Raw genomic sequence first — 15,298 nt, 5'->3', positions numbered from 1 at the left:
TTAATATATGACTGAAAGAATTGTTTAGAACACCGGGTATAATTCAGCCTGTTTTTTCATAAAACATAAAAAAGGAGGCGGTACGGAGATGAAAGAGATAGATCTTGTGATTGATACGGAAGAAATCGCTGAATTTTTTTACAGAGAGCTTGCAAGACGGGGCTACATACCGAGTGAGGATGAGCTGTTTGAAATCGCTGATATTACCTTTGATTATTTGATAGAAAAATGTATGATAGATGAAGAGCTGGATGAAGATGAGTGAGGCTTAAAACCGGAGCGGTCAGCTCCGGTTTTATTATTCATGTTCTATGACTTCTGTGAAATTGAGGTGGTTACATTGTTGTACAAGCCCGTTAGTTTGTTTCTTTTTTTCCTAATTCTAGCTGCTGCCATTCATACAAATGCTGTTCAATCCGCAGATGAAATCATAAGCAAGGCGGCTGTTTTGATCCGCCAGCCATGGCTTAATGATGTCATGACAGGAATCACGCATCTTGGTGCTTCTTCTTTTCTGCTTCCTCTAATTGTGATCATCGGAGCGGGCCTGTTTTTTTACAGAAAAACATGGGATGGCCTGTTGATGCTCTTGGTATTCGGCGCAGATCGGCTGTTAAATAAAGTCTTAAAAGAATGGATCGAAAGAGTGAGGCCTGATTTTGCACCGATGGTTCATGAATCATCCTTCAGTTTTCCGAGCGGCCACTCCATGAATGCTGCTTGTGTATATCCTGTCATTGCTTATTATTTAGTGAAACACCTCCCGTTTTTGTCCAAGCGTAAAAAAATGGTATATACCATTGCCGGCGTAATCACTGTTTTGGTCGGCATAAGCAGAGTCTATCTGGGGGTTCATTTTTTGACAGACGTGTTAGGAGGCTTCAGTCTCGGCTTGCTTCTGTTTTTCCTAGTAAAAGGTTTTGACGAAAAGATTAAGCGGTTTCGACAAAAATAGAGAGAGGAAAACACAGCAAAAACGCCAATATGTTAAAGAAATAAAAGGGAGGGGATCTTGATGATGTTATCCGTGTTTAAAAAGAAGTCTTGTTCCTATGACGTGACAATATTTCAAACACCCCGGTTTGGCGAAAAAAAGGGCTACAGAGCCGTGTATCGAACTGAACTGAACGGGAGCGATCATCAAGATGTGCTGAAAAGAGCGTTCTCTTTGTTTAATGTATTCGACACTGTTCCGAGTGATTATGATGCAAGATTTATGGCCACAGGGGACGTGATCCTGATTGATGAAGGCAGAAAAGGGAAAACATATTATAAACTGCTTCCCGCCGGCTGGAGGAAAATCAATCGTCTGATTGTACAAACGACATAACGAAAAGAAAACTGCGGAAATCCGCAGTTTTCTGCAGTTTTAAGGCTTGCGTTTGGCAGCAGAATATTCTTTCCCGTGTGCTTCTTCAGCTGCAACGATATCTTTTTCAGGTATATGATTGTTCTTTTTTTGGCCGGTGATCCGGTTACGATGTTTTTTACCCATGTCCCACCCCTCCTTCCTGCGGTTAGGTTTTCAAATTAACACCCCGATTATCCGTTTTTCTCAGAAAGCGCCTAACAGATCCTCGAACATTTCTTTTTTCTACATATTCCTTTATAATCAATGCTGAAGTTTGTTTCATCATGACATTCGTTGTAAAATGGACGGGCTGGATGATAATTTAGATTTACAGGAGGATATGAGATGAGCGTACATATAGGTGCTGAAAAGGGACAAATTGCGGATACTGTGCTTTTGCCGGGTGATCCTCTCAGAGCAAAATTCATTGCAGAAACGTATCTTGAAAATGTAGAATGCTACAATGAAGTCAGAGGCATGTATGGGTTTACGGGTACATATAAAGGCAAAAAAATCTCAGTGCAAGGCACGGGAATGGGCGTTCCGTCTATTTCAATTTATGTGAATGAATTAATTCAAAGCTACGATGTGCAGAATCTAATAAGAGTAGGTTCTTGCGGCGCTATCCGTAAAGATGTCAAAGTGCGAGATGTCATTTTAGCGATGACCTCCTCAACTGATTCACAAATGAACAGAGTCGCTTTCGGAAGCATTGATTTTGCGCCTTGTGCAGATTTCGAGCTCTTAAAAAATGCCTATGATGCCGCAAAGGATAAAGGTGTGCCGGTGACTGTAGGAAGCGTGTTTACTGCTGACCAGTTCTACAATGACGATTCGCAAATTGAAAAGCTTGCAAAATACGGTGTGCTGGGTGTTGAAATGGAAACCACTGCATTGTATACATTAGCAGCGAAGCACGGGAGAAAAGCGCTGTCAATTCTCACCGTGAGTGATCACGTATTAACAGGAGAAGAAACGACAGCGGAAGAGCGTCAAACCACATTTCATGATATGATAGAAGTGGCTTTACATTCCGTATCACAATAAAATAAATCAAGAGGCGTGCTGGGTGCCGGCAGCCTCTTCTTTATGAATGCGGAAACGATTGATAAAAGGAAGGTAATGTAATATGAAAAAGTCCGGTAAATGGTTCTCACTGGCTGCCGCTCTGAGTGTAACGGCAATAGTCGGAGCCGGCTGCAGCATGTCAAATGGAGATGCTCAAAAGGATACGAAAACCACAGCAGAAACAAAGCAATCAGAACAAAAAACAGATGACAGCAAAAAAACAAACACCCAGGACAGTGAGTTTTCATTGGAAAGCAAGTATTTCAATGATATTAAAAAAGTGGACGGTCTGGAAACCATTCAAAATCCAGAAAATATACTCGCGCTTGTCAATAAACAATACGCGCTGCCCGGAAACTATGAACCTAGCGATCTTGTCATTCCTGATGTGGAGTTTTCTTTTGAAGAAAAGATTCAAAAACGTTACATCAGAAAGGAAGCGGCAGACGCGTTAAAAACGATGTTTGATGCTGCGAAAAAGGAAGGCTATGAACTGGCGGCTGTCTCAGGGTACCGTGCGTATGACAGACAGAAAGTCATTTTCGACAATGAAGTAAGCCTTAAAGGAGAAAAGAAGGCAAGAGAAGCGGTTGCTTACCCAGGTGAAAGTGAACACCAAACAGGCCTAGCGATGGATATTTCCAGCCGAAGCAATGGCTTTGAGCTAAATGAAGCCTTCGGCAGCACGGCCGATGGGAAATGGGTGCAGGACAATGCTTATAAATATGGCTTTATCATTCGCTATCCGAAAAATAAAGAAGATATTACGAAATATGAATATGAGCCATGGCACCTGCGCTATGTAGGCAAAAAAGCCGCGAAAGTCATACATGATAATGATTTAACGCTGGAAGAGTACTTTGAAAAAGTGAAAAAAATCTAATAGAGATAGCCCGCTTACCATTGATAAGCGGGCTTACTTGTATTCGGTGAATCTAGCATTGATCTGACTATGATTCTCTATTTACCAGAAGAATAAACCAGCCAGAGCCACTCCTGCAATTAAACCGAGGGAAATCCCGTAAGCCGCTCCATATCCCCAATAACCGCCCCAATATCCGTAACCAAAACCTCTTGGGCCTGCGCCGACCGGAGCAATATAAACTCTGTCTCTTGTTACACGGGTAATTCTGCCGACGTGAACTCTACCGCCTCTTTCTGTAATTCTGACGACTTTACCTTGATGGTTACGGCAAAGATGGTAATATCTCTCCAATATTGTTCCCTCCTATACTGACTTTCTATCAGCATATGATAGATAGGAAAAAAAGGTTGGACGAAAATCGGGGGCGATACGCCGTTTTACTTATACGCGATAAAAATACAATGACCCATGTACTCACTATATATTTGCATGAGCTGATAATGTGTTTGAAGCGTATCGTAATAGATGGGGGCGATCGTTTGCGATAAATCCATTTCTGTGGTTGGTTCAAATTCCATATCTTCTGGAAGAAGTGTCATCGCTTCTGTTTTTTGAAAGCCATAAGATCTTAAGAGTTTATGCCATTCCCTTTCTTCATGCAAGCAAGTAAATCCGTAAAAATCCATCATTTGATTTTTTTCTGCAGGGGGCATCGGTTTTTTTAAAGCTGCTTCAATACCAATCAGCATCCCGCCAGGTTTTAAAACTCTTGAAATTTCTTGAAGAGAGGAAGTCAGGCGTGAAAAACTGAGGACCGACTCTGACAGAACGCAGGAAAAGGACTCAGAAGAAAACGGAAGATGTTCCAGCTCCGCCTGATATGCAGGGATGGCAAGCCCTTCATTCGCAAATCTTTTTTTCGCTTTTTCAAGCATGATAGGATCTTTATCAACGACTGTCACAGGATACAGCAAGTGTCCTAAATAAGCCGCTGTTTGCCCTGTTCCGCATCCGGCATCAAGTATCGGCTGGTCCGGGGAGGGCGCAGCCTTTTGCAAGACTGCTTTTGAAAAAGCCAGCCCGCCTGGGTGCGCTCCTGCGACACCGAATAAGGACAGCATTTCTAAATATCGGCTCAATATCGAATCCTCCTTTTTCTTTATCATATGTCGTATAAAGACATAGGTTTATGAAAAGCAAAAGAAGGGCGTTTCTCTCTCATTTCTGCTCCGAGTTGACGAATAAGAATTCGTCCATGATAATAATGTAAGAAGAAAAAGGTGGTGTTTAATTGAAACGGCAATTAAAACTGTTTTTTATTGTGCTGATCACTGCAGTTGTCGCTTCGGCGCTTACTTTATTTATTACGGGCAATTCCAGTATCCTGGGCCAAAAATCAGCAAGCACAGGAGACAGCAAGTTCGACAAATTAAATAAAGCGTATGAGCAAATCAAAAGTGATTATTACCAAAAAACAGATGATGACAAATTAGTAGACGGAGCAATTAAAGGAATGATTCAATCACTGGATGATCCGTATTCTACATATATGGATCAAGAGCAAGCGAAATCATTCGACGAGACGATTTCAGCATCTTTTGAAGGAATTGGAGCCCAAGTGGAGGAGAAAGACGGAGAAATCCTTATTGTATCGCCAATTAAAGGTTCACCTGCTGAAAAAGCCGGTATTAAACCAAGGGACCAAATCCTAAAGGTGAATGGAAAAAGCGTTAAAGGCATGAATGTAAATGAGGCCGTTGCTTTAATCCGAGGCAAAAAGGGCACAAAGGTGAAGCTTGAACTGAACAGAGCGGGAGTGGGTCATATCGATCTTTCCATTAAGCGCGATACCATTCCTGTAGAGACTGTCTATTCAGAGATGAAAGACAACAACATCGGAGAAATTCAAATCACTTCTTTCTCTGAAACAACAGCTAAAGAGCTGACAAATGCGATTGACAGTTTAGAGAAAAAAGGCGCCAAAGGCTATATTTTAGACTTGAGAGGCAACCCGGGCGGCTTAATGGAACAGGCGATTACGATGAGCAACCTGTTCATTGATAAAGGGAAAAACATCATGCAGGTTGAATACAAAAACGGTTCAAAAGAAGTCATGAAGGCCGAAAAAGAACGAAAAGTGACCAAGCCGACCGCTGTTTTAGTAAATGACGGTACAGCAAGCGCAGCCGAAATTATGGCCGCTGCCCTGCATGAATCGTCAGACGTACCGTTAATCGGCGAGCCGACATTCGGTAAAGGCACAGTGCAAACGGCAAAAGAATATGATGATGGCTCTACCGTCAAACTAACAGTTGCCAAATGGCTGACTGCTGACGGTGAATGGATTCACAAAAAAGGTATCAAGCCTCAAGTGAAAGCAGAGCTGCCTGATTACGCGAAGCTGCCGTATTTGGACGCAGATAAAACGTACAAATCAGGTGATTCAGGCACAAACGTCAAAGTGGCTCAGAAAATGCTCAAAGCACTTGGTTATAAGGTGAAGGTTAACAGTACGTATGACCAGGATTTTGTATCTGTCGTCAAACAGTTTCAGAAAAAAGAGAAGCTGAAAGAAACAGGCATACTGACTGGCGATACAACAACGAAATTAATGATAGAACTTCAAAAGAAGCTGTCTGATAATGATACGCAAATGGAAAAGGCAATTGAAACACTGAAAAAAGAAATGTAAAAAAAACCATACGCGGCTGCCGCGTATGGTTTTTTTATGCACCCTTTTGATTTGGATTAGCGTCTTGTTTTTTGCCAAATAAACCTTCAATGACAGGATTAGATCCCGCGTTTTTAACGAACAGCGGATTCAGGATACCCACAGCGATCATGTTGGCGGCCAGTCCCCAGAATCCTTCATAAATGCCATGTGCGGATTGAGTGGTATACACAATAAACGTTACCGCTAGGCCGACTAATAATCCGATAACCGTTGCTTCTTTCGTTTGGTTTTTCCAGAACAGGCTGACAGCAATCGCAGGGAAGATTTGCACCATACCGGATACGCCTAATAGCTGAAGTGTCACTAAAGCAGTCGGAAACAGCATTCCAAACAGAAGCGCAAGACCGATGACAACAAACACCATTGAACGTGTGACAAGGGTCAGCTTGCTTTGAGATACAGTCGGATGAATCAAGTCGCGGTACAAGTTATTGGCGAACAAATTTGATGCCCCGATTGCCATGATGGAACAAGGGATCAATGAAGCAAGAGCAATCGTGGCATATGCAAAACCTTGCGCCACGCCGCCGTAAGATGTTTGAATCAAATGCAGCAGCGCCAGTCTTGGATTTGTATCTTCCGGCAGAACAAGAAACGCGATAAAGCCAAGAAAAATGACCAAAATTAACACAATATTATAAAGCGGCAAAAACATGCTGTTTTTTCTTACTGCATCGGCGCTTTTCGCTGTAAAAACGCCTGTAGCGGCGTGTGCCCACATAAAAAGTGCCAGAGCGGAAACAATAGATGCTGTGATAAACCAAGGAATGCCTTTTGGCCCTTCTGCCGGTATCGTCAGCATTTGCGGCGCTTCCTTCACTAACGTGTCAATCATCGGCGTCCAGCCGTTAAAATGAATGAGAGGGAGAGACACCACCATAAACAGCATAATGACCCATACTAAAATGTCTTTAATGATAGCTGTAAATGTAGGCCCTTTAATCCCGCTAAAGAATGTATAAAGAGCAACAAGAATAAATGAAATGATTACAACGAATTTTACGTTAATATATCCGGTGCCGGCAACCTGAAGCGTGTCTTGAATGCCGCTCAGCTGAAGGCATATGTACGGAATAAGCATGAGCACCCCGACGATGGCAACAAGGCTTGCCAAAAGCTTACTGCCAAAACGTTCCCGAGCGTAATCCGCGAGTGTTGTTAATTTATGAATTTTCGCAACTTTCCAAAGTTTAGGCAGGAAGAAGTAGGCAATAAAGTAGGCCAACACAGAGTAGGGAATGGCGAAAAATGCAACACTTCCCCCTGTAAAAGCCGTACTGGTTAACCCCAAGAAAGTATAGGCCGTATAGAGGTCAGCGCCTACTAAAAACCAGACGAGAAGACCGCCGAAGCGTCTGCCGCCAACAGACCATTCTTCCACAGAAGTACGTGAGGATTTGTCTCTTCCGGCAAGAAACCCGATACAGACAACGGTTAAAACGATAATAGCTGTAATAAGAAGTGCAGTCAGATTTCCTTGCATTATTCAAGTCCTCCATCTTTTTTTTGCATCTGGTAAATGCCAAACGAGCATAACGGCGTAATGATAATCCACAACAGCAGCCAAAAGTGGAAAAACGGCAGGCCGAACATAATCGGTTCTATTCGATTCACGAGCGGCAAAAGCGCGAGCTGAACGAATGGCAAAAGAATAAGAATAATAATAAGTGCTTTTTTAACCATTTACTTTCCTCCTGAAACATGATAATGCTCACTATAATAGCAGTTGTAAGATAAGATCACAAGATAATTATTAGAAAAAAATGATTTTTTCAATTATTTAATCAAAACACATGGTTTGCATCCTTTTCAATAAAGGTTTAAAATAATAAATATCTTGAAATCGAGATAAATAGGAGTGAGAAAATGAAAACAGAAGGATTGCACCATGTCACAGCATTTGCGAGAGATCCGCAGGAAAACTTGCGATTTTATACAGAAGTGCTTGGGCTCAGGCTTGTTAAAAAAACAGTAAACTTTGATGATCCCGGAACGTATCATTTTTACTTTGGGAATCAAAATGGAGATCCCGGCACAATAATGACCTTTTTTCCGTTCCAAGGAAGCGGACAGGGAACGGTCGGCAAAGGCCAAGCGGGCCGGGTGTACTTTTCAGTTCCTGCAGGCTCCCTGTCTTTTTGGAAGGAGCGCCTTGAGAAAAACGGGCTGATTCTAGAGGAAAAGACGTTATTCGGTGAAAAGGGCCTTATTTTTGATGATACAGAAGACCTTCCGCTGGCGATCATGGAGGATGCGAAAAGCAGCAAAAGCGAGTGGACGCCTGATGGGATCACAACAAATGAAGCAATTACGGGAATGAAAGGCGTGCTGCTGTATTCCTACGAGCCGCAGGCAACCATACAATTGTTAACAGAAAGCTTTGGATATACCAAAGTGGCCGAAGAAGATCAGATTGTCAGGCTGACATCCTCAGCAGCCGTCGGTGATGTTATTGACGTTCATTTACATTCTGAAAAAAGAGGGGTGGGAGGTTATGGGACGGTACACCATGTAGCGTTTCGGACAAAGAAAGCGGAACAGGCGAAATGGCTGCCGATTATTGCTGAACACCATCTGCCTGCGTCAGAAATCCTTGACAGGGAATACTTTACATCCGTTTATTTCAGAGAGAAAGGCGGTATCTTATTTGAAATCGCGACAGATGAACCGGGTTTTATGACAGATGAACCATATGATAAGCTAGGGACTTCCTTAAAACTGCCTGATTGGCTGGAGAAACATAGACAACAAATTACAGACATTTTGCCTGAACTTTAAAGGGGGAATTTATGATGAAGCATATTTATGAAAAAGGGACATCTGAAAACGTACTTTTGCTGTTGCATGGCACGGGCGGAAATGAACACGATCTGCTTTCATTGGGGCGGTTTATAGACCCTCATGCTCATTTGCTTGGTGTCAGAGGATCGGTGCTTGAAAATGGAATGCCGCGATTTTTCAAACGTCTGAGTGAAGGGGTTTTTGATGAAAAGGATCTTGTGGTGCGGACAAGAGAATTGAAAGATTTTATCGACGAGGCTGCAGAAACGCATCAATTTGATCGCAGCCGAGTGATTGCAGTCGGTTATTCAAACGGCGCAAATATTGCGGCAAGCCTGCTTTTTCATTATAAAGATGTGTTAAAAGGGGCTATTCTGCATCATCCAATGGTTCCGATTCGCGGTATCGAGCTGCCTGATATGGCGGGGCTTCCCGTTTTTATCGGTGCCGGGAAATACGACCCTCTCTGCACGAAGGAAGAATCAGAAGAGCTTTACCGCTATTTACGTGACAGCGGAGCATCAGCCTCCGTCTTCTGGCAGGACGGGGGCCATCAACTGACTCAGCATGAAGCTGAACAGGCCCGTGAATGGTACAAAGAAGCGATTGTATAAAAAAACCTTAGTCCGTATGTCGGACTAAGGTTTTTCATATCCTTACAGCCAAGTTGACACTTTTGAAAGCGGCAAGCGGTTGCTTTGATGGGCAGGTTTTACTGCTTTGCCGATTGAAATAAGCATAACAGGAACATAGCGCTCACTGATATCAAATTGCTTTTGGAACTGCTCTTTGTTAAATCCGCCGATTGCGCAAGTGTCATAACCTTTTGCTTTTGCGGCAATCATAAGCTGCATAGCAGCTAAAGAAGCATTTAAAAAAGCGGAATCGCGTGCGAATTGCTCGCTTTGGTAGGCACCGTTGATTTGGCCGAGCAAAGTCTGTTTGATTTCATCTGTAATATAGCCTTGGCTTGCTAATTCAGCGTAAACTTCTTCACCGTTTTCATTTGCCTTTAAATCGCCTAAAATGGCAACAACAGCAGAAGACTCAACGATTTGTTTTTGATTATACGCTACAGGAAGAAGTGCTGCTTTTGATTCATCGCTGTGGAATACTGTAAAATGCCAATGCTGAAGGTTCCAAGCTGAAGGCGCTTTAGCGGCAAGATCCAATAGCTCAGTCAGCTCTTCCTTAGAGATCGGGGCATTTGTATCATATTCCTTTACAGATGCTCGTGCTTTTAAAACATCCAGAGTATTCGTCATAGTGTTTCCTCCTTGGGATAAACGTGGTATGATAATAGAAAAGTTAGAAGCTTACTAAATGTAACTTGAAAGATTATTGTAATGGATCATTGAATACATGTCAATCAATAGATGAAGGGATGAGGATTTGTGGGAAATACAATGTGCCCTAAAATGGAATCCGCTTTCTCATTGCTGGGAAAACGATGGAACGGTCTGATCATCCATGTGCTTATGGATGGGCCGAAACGGTTTAAAGAGATAACGGAAACAATACCGATGATCAGCCAGAAAATGTTGGCTGAGCGCCTGAAAGAGCTTGAACAAAACGAGATTGTCGAACGGCAGGTTCTCCCTGAAACGCCGGTCAAAGTCATCTACACGCTGACTGAAAAAGGAACAGCGCTTCAAGCTGTATTCCAAGAGATGCAGGCATGGGCAGATCAATTTTGCGAGCCTGGTGACACAGTGTGCGAAGATGAGAAATAAGGAAATTAGCGTCTGGAAATAGAGCTTTTATTTCAATGATGAGTCATGTAATTGTCGGTTCACACCCGTTTACATGACTTTTTATATTTGTCAAAATAGCACTTACAGGGATTTGCAAAAGTGTCATGTTAATAAGAAGGGGATATGTATAAAATAGGAAATGACTTATAAGTTACACCATTTAACCTGTTGTGATTTACCTTGTTATGCAAATTACAATGCGGAACGCTAACTGCTAACATTTTATATTGCCACCTAAAATCCAGCCAGCTTCCAATTGGCATGGAGACTGGATTTTAAAAGAGATCCAGGTACCTCGTTTTGCAGGATGTTTTCATTCTGCCGCTTTTATGAAAAAGAAGAGAGAGCCTCTCTTGAGCTCTCTCTTTTTTTATGGGAAAGCGAAATCTTATAGTTTTCCATTCAAAAATTGAGCTTCACCGAGACCGAAACTCCAGTCTGCGTCACCATTCTCAGTAATAGATACCATGAGGTCTTCAGGGGAGATTCCACATTTTTCTTTTAGCTTTTCAGCAAGCAGGGCATACAATTTTTCCTTTTGGCTCTCTGTTCTTGCTTTGCTTGTCATACTGATAATGACCAGAACTTTGCTTCTTTGCAATCCTAATCCTGTATCCTGGATCATAAGCTCGTATGCAGGATGCTGGTGGACTATTTGATAACGGTCTCTTTCCGGAACACCAAATGCTTCAACCATTGCTTGGTGAGCAGTATCTAATAACAATTGCAGCGATTTTTCGTCACGGCCTTCAATTACATCAAAACGCATTAATGGCATGTGAACGCCTCCTCTTGTGAAGTTGTTATCCGCCTGTTTTCATATTGGTTCATTTGCTTTCAGACAATGGATAGATATATTGATTGGCAGTCAGCTTTAAAAAACATAACACATAACCAATAGTTAATCAACATATAACTAATAAACCGTTTGGACAGGCGATAGGCAATCGAGACAAGCCCATAAACGATAAGCGATCATTGATTAGGAGATTAGTATGAAAATATTAGTTAACCAAAAGGTAATAATCATATAACCAAAACGTTTTTTAGATATTAATGAAAGCGCTGAAACATCGCGAGATTCATATAAAACACTTTTGGAGGGGGTACCATGCCGATTTTAATTAATTGTAGCTGTCGGAGTTGATTCTGTTATTTCTCATTATTAAAGGTAAATTAAATACCTTTGTCTCACGATTGTCGTTTCCTTTTTAGTAGCCATCGGACTTTCCGTCAAACAAACATGTCGCCGTTATTCATTGCATGGACCATCGCCGAGGTTCTGCGTCTGTGGCTGCGCTTACCACCGCGGGAATGGCAGTTCCGCTTATGGAGGCTGGCAGTGTAAAATGGTGCTGGCAACCGGAGCGGGCAGTGTCATTGCGTGTCATGTAAATGATGCGGGATTTTGGATGGTAAAGGAATTTTTCGGTTTGAGCCTGAAAGAAACATTTCAAACCTGGCCGCTGCTTACAACAGTTCTTTCGGTTACAGGGCTCGGCTGTGTGTTATTGGCAGGGCTTGTGATGTAACAATCATAGACAGTCCGTAGCCCAATCGTTTTTCTTCCTTGTTGAATACTTTACGTATAGGCAGACATAAAGGAGGAAAAATCATGTACCCTCATCATTCGTATTATCGCGGAATCCCAGGTCAAGCCGGATATCCGGCGCGTAGTCCTTTTTTGTTTGGCGCTCCTCTAGTCGGCGGTTTATTAGGCGGTTTTCTCGGGAGTGCGCTGTTTAACTATTCTCGTCCCTATGCCTATCCTCCTGGCCCTTATGGATACGGAGGCGGACCGTACGGTTTTGGTGCCGGCGTGCCATACGGGGGATTTCCCGGCTTCTATTAATAAAAACGGCCTGCATCGATTGCAGGCCGTTTTTTATCGGATGATTTCTACCTCGGACATGTTGTAGTCTTGCTGCTTCTGAAACATGACTTCCAGAAGGCCATCCTTATAGACGGCTTTTGTTCCTTTGCGTTTGACTAAACAAGGAAGGTTTACTTTTTTCGGATGATCTGACCTTGGGAAGTTTTCCAACCATAATTCGTGAGATGTGTGTTTGATTCTCACTTGTTCCAGCTGTTCTTCGCCGATTGGTACCTTTACAAACACATGGTCTGCTGTTTCGAATATATCAATATCAGGTTTGACATCAGGTTTTGCATCAGGTTTGGCGGGCTGTTCTTTTTGAGGGAGAGGATCGCGGAAAGGAAATTGAGCCGCATAATCACTGCCGAACACACTTTCCATCACACGATTGACATACGTTTCAACTTCTTTCGGATCAGCTTTTTTTAATGCTTCTTTAGAAAATTGATTGTGGAAAGGAAAGTACTTGTTCCACTCAAACATTGTCTTCACATCCTTTCTTCACGGACAAAATAGTATATGCCCGCCAGATCTTTCACGTGATATAATATAAAATGCTCTAAAGAAAGGCAGGGATATCAATGCAACATTCAGAAACAAAAAAAGGCGTTCTTTACACAGCCGTTTCCTTTATCATGTGGGGGCTGTTTCCGCTCTATTGGAAGCTTCTTGAACAGCTGCCGGCTCTTGATATTTTGGCTCATCGTATTATATGGTCTTTTGTTTTTATGTGTATCGTACTTTTTTTCTTGCGCCAATGGAAAATAGGTTGGCAGGAGCTGCGCTCTTTGAAAAAGAACGGAGGGATTCTTTCTTTATTTCTCGCTTCTATCCTGATTTCAATTAACTGGTTTGTATACATATGGGCTGTCAACCATGGCTTTTTGCTTGAGGCTAGTCTTGGTTATTACATTAATCCGCTTGTATCAGTGCTCCTTGGGATTTTATTTTTAAAGGAAAAACTGAATCGCCTGCAATTAGTGGCCGTTTCGATTGCGGCGGCCGGCGTCATCATCTCGGCGTTCCAATACGGCTCCATTCCTTATGTTGCGCTTCTGCTCGCATTCAGCTTTGGACTGTACGGGTTAAGCAAAAAAAGAACAAGCCTGCCGAGCGCCATCGGTTTAACGCTGGAAACATTCATGATTATGCCGATTGCATTGGGGTATTTGCTGTTCAGCGGACATGCTCAGCCAGCGGGTGCAGAAAGCGGAGGGACGTGGCTGCTTCTCTTTTTGGCCGGTGTGTTTACGGCATTGCCGCTTTTATTGTTTGCGGAAGGAGCGAAACGGCTGCCGCTGTATCAAGTCGGTATCTTACAATATATTGCGCCAACCATTACTCTGCTGATCGGGCTGTTTGTTTACCATGAGCCCTTTTCAAGCTCGAAGGCTTTTACATTCAGCTGTATATGGGCTGCGCTGCTCTTGTTTACTTTTTCACAAGTGAAGTGGAAACGGGCGTCAAAAAGCCATTGAGGCCTTTGGCTTTTCAGCTGATGCATATATTATGTATAATCATTTCATGTATGTAAGACATAAAGGAGCAAGACGATGGACAATGATAAAGAGATAGTGAAAGCCTACGCTTCACTTTGGAATAACCGATCTCTCGCACATGATGACGAAGAAGCGGTAGCAGAGGCGATTGATCTTGAGCTTTTGGATAAACGAACACATCCAAGGCTCCGAAAACCGATGCTGGAAAAATATTTTGCCGCGATTCAGCGCATTGTGAATTCACAGCTCGAGCCGGCTGTGAAATATCAGCTGGTCAAATTACATACAAAACGTGCAGAGTATTTAAAAGAAGAAAGAGGGGAGCAATCATGAAAGCAATCATAAAAGAAGATGTGCAAGCATCTTTAGAACGATATGCGGACCGCCCTGTATATATCCATTTAGAAACCACCACAGGTTCTTATTCAGCGCATTTAAATGAAAAGAACATGACGGTTGTTGCGTATATCCGCAATGCAAAAGTCACTTATCATCAGGCAAAAATCAAAGGCAACGGACCTTACCGCGTTGGCTTGAAAACAGAAGAAGGCTGGATTTATGCTGAAGGCTTGACTGAATACACGGTAGATGAAGAAAACCGTTTATTAATGGCGGGACACCTGCCGGGCGGTAAACTGGCTATTTCTCTGCAAATCAGCGAAAAACCGTTCACAGTTTAAAGAAAAGGGTGAATAATAATGAAAGAACATGTACTAGTAATCCTGCCTCACCCTGATGATGAATCATATGGAGTGGCAGGCCTCATTGCCTTAAACAGAAAAAAAGACATTCCCGTTACGTATGCTTGTGCCACTTTAGGTGAAATGGGCAGAAATATGGGCGATCCATTTTTCGCGAATCGCGAAACGTTGCCGCTGCTAAGAAAACAAGAGCTCATCAACGCTTGCAAAGAAATGGATATCAATGACCTTCGTATGCTTGGACTCCGTGACAAAACGCTCGAATTTGAAGACGATGAGTATTTAGCTGATATCATGGAAGAGATCATAGATGATGTAAAACCAAGTTTAATTGTCACATTTTATCCCGGGCACGGTGTGCACCCTGACCATGATGCATGCGGGGAAGCGGTTATCCGTGCATTGTACCGCAAAAAGAAAGAAGACCGTCCGCGTACAATCTGCATGGCTATTACCCGCAACAGAGAAGAGGTGCTCGGTGAAGCTGATGTGGTACTAGATATCAAAGAAGTAGCTGACATTAAAATGAATGCGTTAAGAGCTCACCGCACACAAACAGAAGGTATGCTCAGAGAGCTTGAAGAGAAATTAAAAAATAATGAACCTGTTATGGCAACATGGTTTGAAGAAGAAATATATTGGACGTATCAATGGAATGATTAATCAAAA

General features: G+C 42.6%; 22 protein-coding genes and 1 pseudogene. 15 read left to right on the top strand and 8 right to left on the bottom strand.

Annotated features, from left to right (window positions below; translation table 11 throughout):
- Positions 1-88 precede the first annotated feature (88 nt).
- The 3 genes from BLL41_RS11505 (at position 89) to yodL (ending at position 1,330) form a co-directional block, all read left to right on the top strand.
- Positions 89-265: a YozD family protein gene (locus BLL41_RS11505; RefSeq protein WP_003231166.1), complete on the top strand. Its 177-nt coding sequence runs from the start codon at positions 89-91 to the stop codon at positions 263-265.
- A 78-nt stretch (positions 266-343) separates the two neighbouring features.
- A complete protein-coding gene (pgpB, locus tag BLL41_RS11500; RefSeq protein ID WP_071577950.1) occupies positions 344-955 on the top strand; it encodes a phosphatidylglycerophosphatase PgpB in 612 nt (203 codons plus the stop codon).
- A gap of 60 nt (positions 956-1,015) precedes the next feature.
- A complete protein-coding gene (gene yodL / locus BLL41_RS11495; RefSeq protein WP_003218144.1) occupies positions 1,016-1,330 on the top strand; it encodes a shape determination protein YodL in 315 nt (104 codons plus the stop codon).
- A 39-nt stretch (positions 1,331-1,369) separates the two neighbouring features.
- On the opposite strand, the gene BLL41_RS11490 is transcribed toward yodL, so the two are convergent.
- Positions 1,370-1,495 (bottom strand): hypothetical protein, encoded by a 126-nt coding sequence (locus BLL41_RS11490; protein ID WP_071577949.1) that lies wholly within the window; start codon positions 1,493-1,495, stop codon positions 1,370-1,372.
- Between the two features lie 201 nt (positions 1,496-1,696).
- On the opposite strand from BLL41_RS11490, the gene deoD reads away from it, so the two are divergent.
- Together deoD and ldcB are read left to right on the top strand one after the other, a co-directional pair.
- The gene (gene deoD / locus BLL41_RS11485; protein ID WP_003241589.1) at positions 1,697-2,398 is read left to right on the top strand and encodes a purine-nucleoside phosphorylase; all 702 of its coding nucleotides are present in this window, start codon (positions 1,697-1,699) and stop codon (positions 2,396-2,398) included.
- A gap of 82 nt (positions 2,399-2,480) precedes the next feature.
- On the top strand, positions 2,481-3,302 hold the full coding sequence (gene ldcB, locus BLL41_RS11480; RefSeq protein ID WP_071577948.1) for an LD-carboxypeptidase LdcB: 822 nt from the start codon (positions 2,481-2,483) through the stop codon (positions 3,300-3,302).
- Between the two features lie 81 nt (positions 3,303-3,383).
- On the opposite strand, the gene BLL41_RS11475 is transcribed toward ldcB, so the two are convergent.
- Both BLL41_RS11475 and BLL41_RS11470 read right to left on the bottom strand, forming a co-directional pair.
- Positions 3,384-3,635, bottom strand: coding sequence for a hypothetical protein (locus BLL41_RS11475; RefSeq protein WP_071577947.1), 252 nt, complete (start codon positions 3,633-3,635; stop codon positions 3,384-3,386).
- A gap of 86 nt (positions 3,636-3,721) precedes the next feature.
- Entirely contained in the window at positions 3,722-4,423 is a 702-nt protein-coding gene (locus tag BLL41_RS11470) for a class I SAM-dependent methyltransferase (RefSeq protein ID WP_071577946.1), read from the bottom strand.
- A 152-nt stretch (positions 4,424-4,575) separates the two neighbouring features.
- On the opposite strand from BLL41_RS11470, the gene ctpA reads away from it, so the two are divergent.
- Entirely contained in the window at positions 4,576-5,976 is a 1,401-nt protein-coding gene (ctpA, locus tag BLL41_RS11465; RefSeq protein WP_071577945.1) for a carboxy-terminal processing protease CtpA, read from the top strand.
- 34 nt (positions 5,977-6,010) lie between these two features.
- Here the strand turns inward: ctpA and BLL41_RS11460 are convergent, their stop codons facing one another.
- Positions 6,011-7,501 carry a sodium:solute symporter family protein gene (locus BLL41_RS11460; protein WP_071577944.1) on the bottom strand — a complete coding sequence of 497 codons (1,491 nt, stop codon included), beginning with the start codon at positions 7,499-7,501 and terminating at the stop codon, positions 6,011-6,013.
- Positions 7,501-7,701, bottom strand: a complete 201-nt coding sequence (locus BLL41_RS11455; protein WP_071577943.1) for a DUF3311 domain-containing protein — start codon at positions 7,699-7,701, stop codon at positions 7,501-7,503. The genes BLL41_RS11460 and BLL41_RS11455 overlap by 1 nt, the downstream gene beginning before the upstream one ends.
- A gap of 183 nt (positions 7,702-7,884) precedes the next feature.
- On the opposite strand from BLL41_RS11455, the gene BLL41_RS11450 reads away from it, so the two are divergent.
- A complete protein-coding gene (locus tag BLL41_RS11450) occupies positions 7,885-8,796 on the top strand; it encodes a ring-cleaving dioxygenase (RefSeq protein WP_071577942.1) in 912 nt (303 codons plus the stop codon).
- Between the two features lie 14 nt (positions 8,797-8,810).
- Entirely contained in the window at positions 8,811-9,413 is a 603-nt protein-coding gene (locus BLL41_RS11445) for an alpha/beta hydrolase (RefSeq protein WP_071577941.1), read from the top strand.
- A gap of 42 nt (positions 9,414-9,455) precedes the next feature.
- On the opposite strand, the gene BLL41_RS11440 is transcribed toward BLL41_RS11445, so the two are convergent.
- Positions 9,456-10,064 (bottom strand): nitroreductase family protein, encoded by a 609-nt coding sequence (locus BLL41_RS11440; RefSeq protein ID WP_014664292.1) that lies wholly within the window; start codon positions 10,062-10,064, stop codon positions 9,456-9,458.
- Positions 10,065-10,193: 129 nt separating this feature from the next.
- Between BLL41_RS11440 and yodB the strand changes: the two genes are divergently transcribed.
- Entirely contained in the window at positions 10,194-10,532 is a 339-nt protein-coding gene (gene yodB / locus BLL41_RS11435; RefSeq protein WP_071577940.1) for a transcriptional regulator YodB, read from the top strand.
- A 409-nt stretch (positions 10,533-10,941) separates the two neighbouring features.
- On the opposite strand, the gene BLL41_RS11430 is transcribed toward yodB, so the two are convergent.
- On the bottom strand, positions 10,942-11,331 hold the full coding sequence (locus BLL41_RS11430) for a tautomerase family protein (RefSeq protein WP_071577939.1): 390 nt from the start codon (positions 11,329-11,331) through the stop codon (positions 10,942-10,944).
- A gap of 450 nt (positions 11,332-11,781) precedes the next feature.
- On the opposite strand from BLL41_RS11430, the pseudogene BLL41_RS11425 reads away from it, so the two are divergent.
- Positions 11,782-12,085, top strand: a pseudogene (locus BLL41_RS11425) (GntT/GntP/DsdX family permease); the annotation flags it as partial.
- An 83-nt stretch (positions 12,086-12,168) separates the two neighbouring features.
- The gene (locus BLL41_RS11420) at positions 12,169-12,405 is read left to right on the top strand and encodes a hypothetical protein (RefSeq protein ID WP_071577938.1); all 237 of its coding nucleotides are present in this window, start codon (positions 12,169-12,171) and stop codon (positions 12,403-12,405) included.
- A gap of 33 nt (positions 12,406-12,438) precedes the next feature.
- On the opposite strand, the gene BLL41_RS11415 is transcribed toward BLL41_RS11420, so the two are convergent.
- A complete protein-coding gene (locus BLL41_RS11415) occupies positions 12,439-12,912 on the bottom strand; it encodes a spore germination protein GerT (protein WP_071577937.1) in 474 nt (157 codons plus the stop codon).
- A gap of 98 nt (positions 12,913-13,010) precedes the next feature.
- Between BLL41_RS11415 and rarD the strand changes: the two genes are divergently transcribed.
- From rarD to bshB2, 4 genes are all read left to right on the top strand, one after another.
- On the top strand, positions 13,011-13,907 hold the full coding sequence (gene rarD / locus BLL41_RS11410; protein WP_071577936.1) for an EamA family transporter RarD: 897 nt from the start codon (positions 13,011-13,013) through the stop codon (positions 13,905-13,907).
- Positions 13,908-13,982: 75 nt separating this feature from the next.
- On the top strand, positions 13,983-14,261 hold the full coding sequence (locus tag BLL41_RS11405; protein ID WP_071577935.1) for a hypothetical protein: 279 nt from the start codon (positions 13,983-13,985) through the stop codon (positions 14,259-14,261).
- Positions 14,258-14,608: a YojF family protein gene (locus BLL41_RS11400; protein WP_003231213.1), complete on the top strand. Its 351-nt coding sequence runs from the start codon at positions 14,258-14,260 to the stop codon at positions 14,606-14,608. Before BLL41_RS11405 ends, BLL41_RS11400 begins: the two co-directional genes overlap by 4 nt.
- Before the next feature lie 18 nt (positions 14,609-14,626).
- Positions 14,627-15,292, top strand: a complete 666-nt coding sequence (bshB2, locus tag BLL41_RS11395) for a bacillithiol biosynthesis deacetylase BshB2 (RefSeq protein ID WP_003231215.1) — start codon at positions 14,627-14,629, stop codon at positions 15,290-15,292.
- Positions 15,293-15,298 lie beyond the last annotated feature (6 nt).

This window comes from Bacillus sp. FMQ74, assembly GCF_001875785.1.
Classification (GTDB): Bacteria; Bacillota; Bacilli; order Bacillales; family Bacillaceae; genus Bacillus; species Bacillus stercoris.
The sequence above is the reverse complement of the archived record's forward strand: the minus strand, read 5'-3'. Positions and strand labels throughout refer to the sequence as shown.

What these genes read in the sequence shown, in the direction of transcription:
- BLL41_RS11505 (WP_003231166.1), top strand. Translation starts at nt 89, where the DNA reads ATGAAAGAGATAGATCTTGTGATTGATACGGAAGAAATCGCTGAATTT.
- yodL (WP_003218144.1), top strand. Translation starts at nt 1,016, where the DNA reads ATGATGTTATCCGTGTTTAAAAAGAAGTCTTGTTCCTATGACGTGACA.
- BLL41_RS11490 (WP_071577949.1), bottom strand. Translation starts at nt 1,495, where the DNA reads ATGGGTAAAAAACATCGTAACCGGATCACCGGCCAAAAAAAGAACAAT.
- deoD (WP_003241589.1), top strand. Translation starts at nt 1,697, where the DNA reads ATGAGCGTACATATAGGTGCTGAAAAGGGACAAATTGCGGATACTGTG.
- ldcB (WP_071577948.1), top strand. Translation starts at nt 2,481, where the DNA reads ATGAAAAAGTCCGGTAAATGGTTCTCACTGGCTGCCGCTCTGAGTGTA.
- BLL41_RS11460 (WP_071577944.1), bottom strand. Translation starts at nt 7,501, where the DNA reads ATGCAAGGAAATCTGACTGCACTTCTTATTACAGCTATTATCGTTTTA.
- BLL41_RS11455 (WP_071577943.1), bottom strand. Translation starts at nt 7,701, where the DNA reads ATGGTTAAAAAAGCACTTATTATTATTCTTATTCTTTTGCCATTCGTT.
- BLL41_RS11450 (WP_071577942.1), top strand. Translation starts at nt 7,885, where the DNA reads ATGAAAACAGAAGGATTGCACCATGTCACAGCATTTGCGAGAGATCCG.
- BLL41_RS11445 (WP_071577941.1), top strand. Translation starts at nt 8,811, where the DNA reads ATGAAGCATATTTATGAAAAAGGGACATCTGAAAACGTACTTTTGCTG.
- BLL41_RS11440 (WP_014664292.1), bottom strand. Translation starts at nt 10,064, where the DNA reads ATGACGAATACTCTGGATGTTTTAAAAGCACGAGCATCTGTAAAGGAA.
- BLL41_RS11430 (WP_071577939.1), bottom strand. Translation starts at nt 11,331, where the DNA reads ATGCCATTAATGCGTTTTGATGTAATTGAAGGCCGTGACGAAAAATCG.
- BLL41_RS11420 (WP_071577938.1), top strand. Translation starts at nt 12,169, where the DNA reads ATGTACCCTCATCATTCGTATTATCGCGGAATCCCAGGTCAAGCCGGA.
- BLL41_RS11415 (WP_071577937.1), bottom strand. Translation starts at nt 12,912, where the DNA reads ATGTTTGAGTGGAACAAGTACTTTCCTTTCCACAATCAATTTTCTAAA.
- rarD (WP_071577936.1), top strand. Translation starts at nt 13,011, where the DNA reads ATGCAACATTCAGAAACAAAAAAAGGCGTTCTTTACACAGCCGTTTCC.
- BLL41_RS11405 (WP_071577935.1), top strand. Translation starts at nt 13,983, where the DNA reads ATGGACAATGATAAAGAGATAGTGAAAGCCTACGCTTCACTTTGGAAT.
- BLL41_RS11400 (WP_003231213.1), top strand. Translation starts at nt 14,258, where the DNA reads ATGAAAGCAATCATAAAAGAAGATGTGCAAGCATCTTTAGAACGATAT.
- bshB2 (WP_003231215.1), top strand. Translation starts at nt 14,627, where the DNA reads ATGAAAGAACATGTACTAGTAATCCTGCCTCACCCTGATGATGAATCA.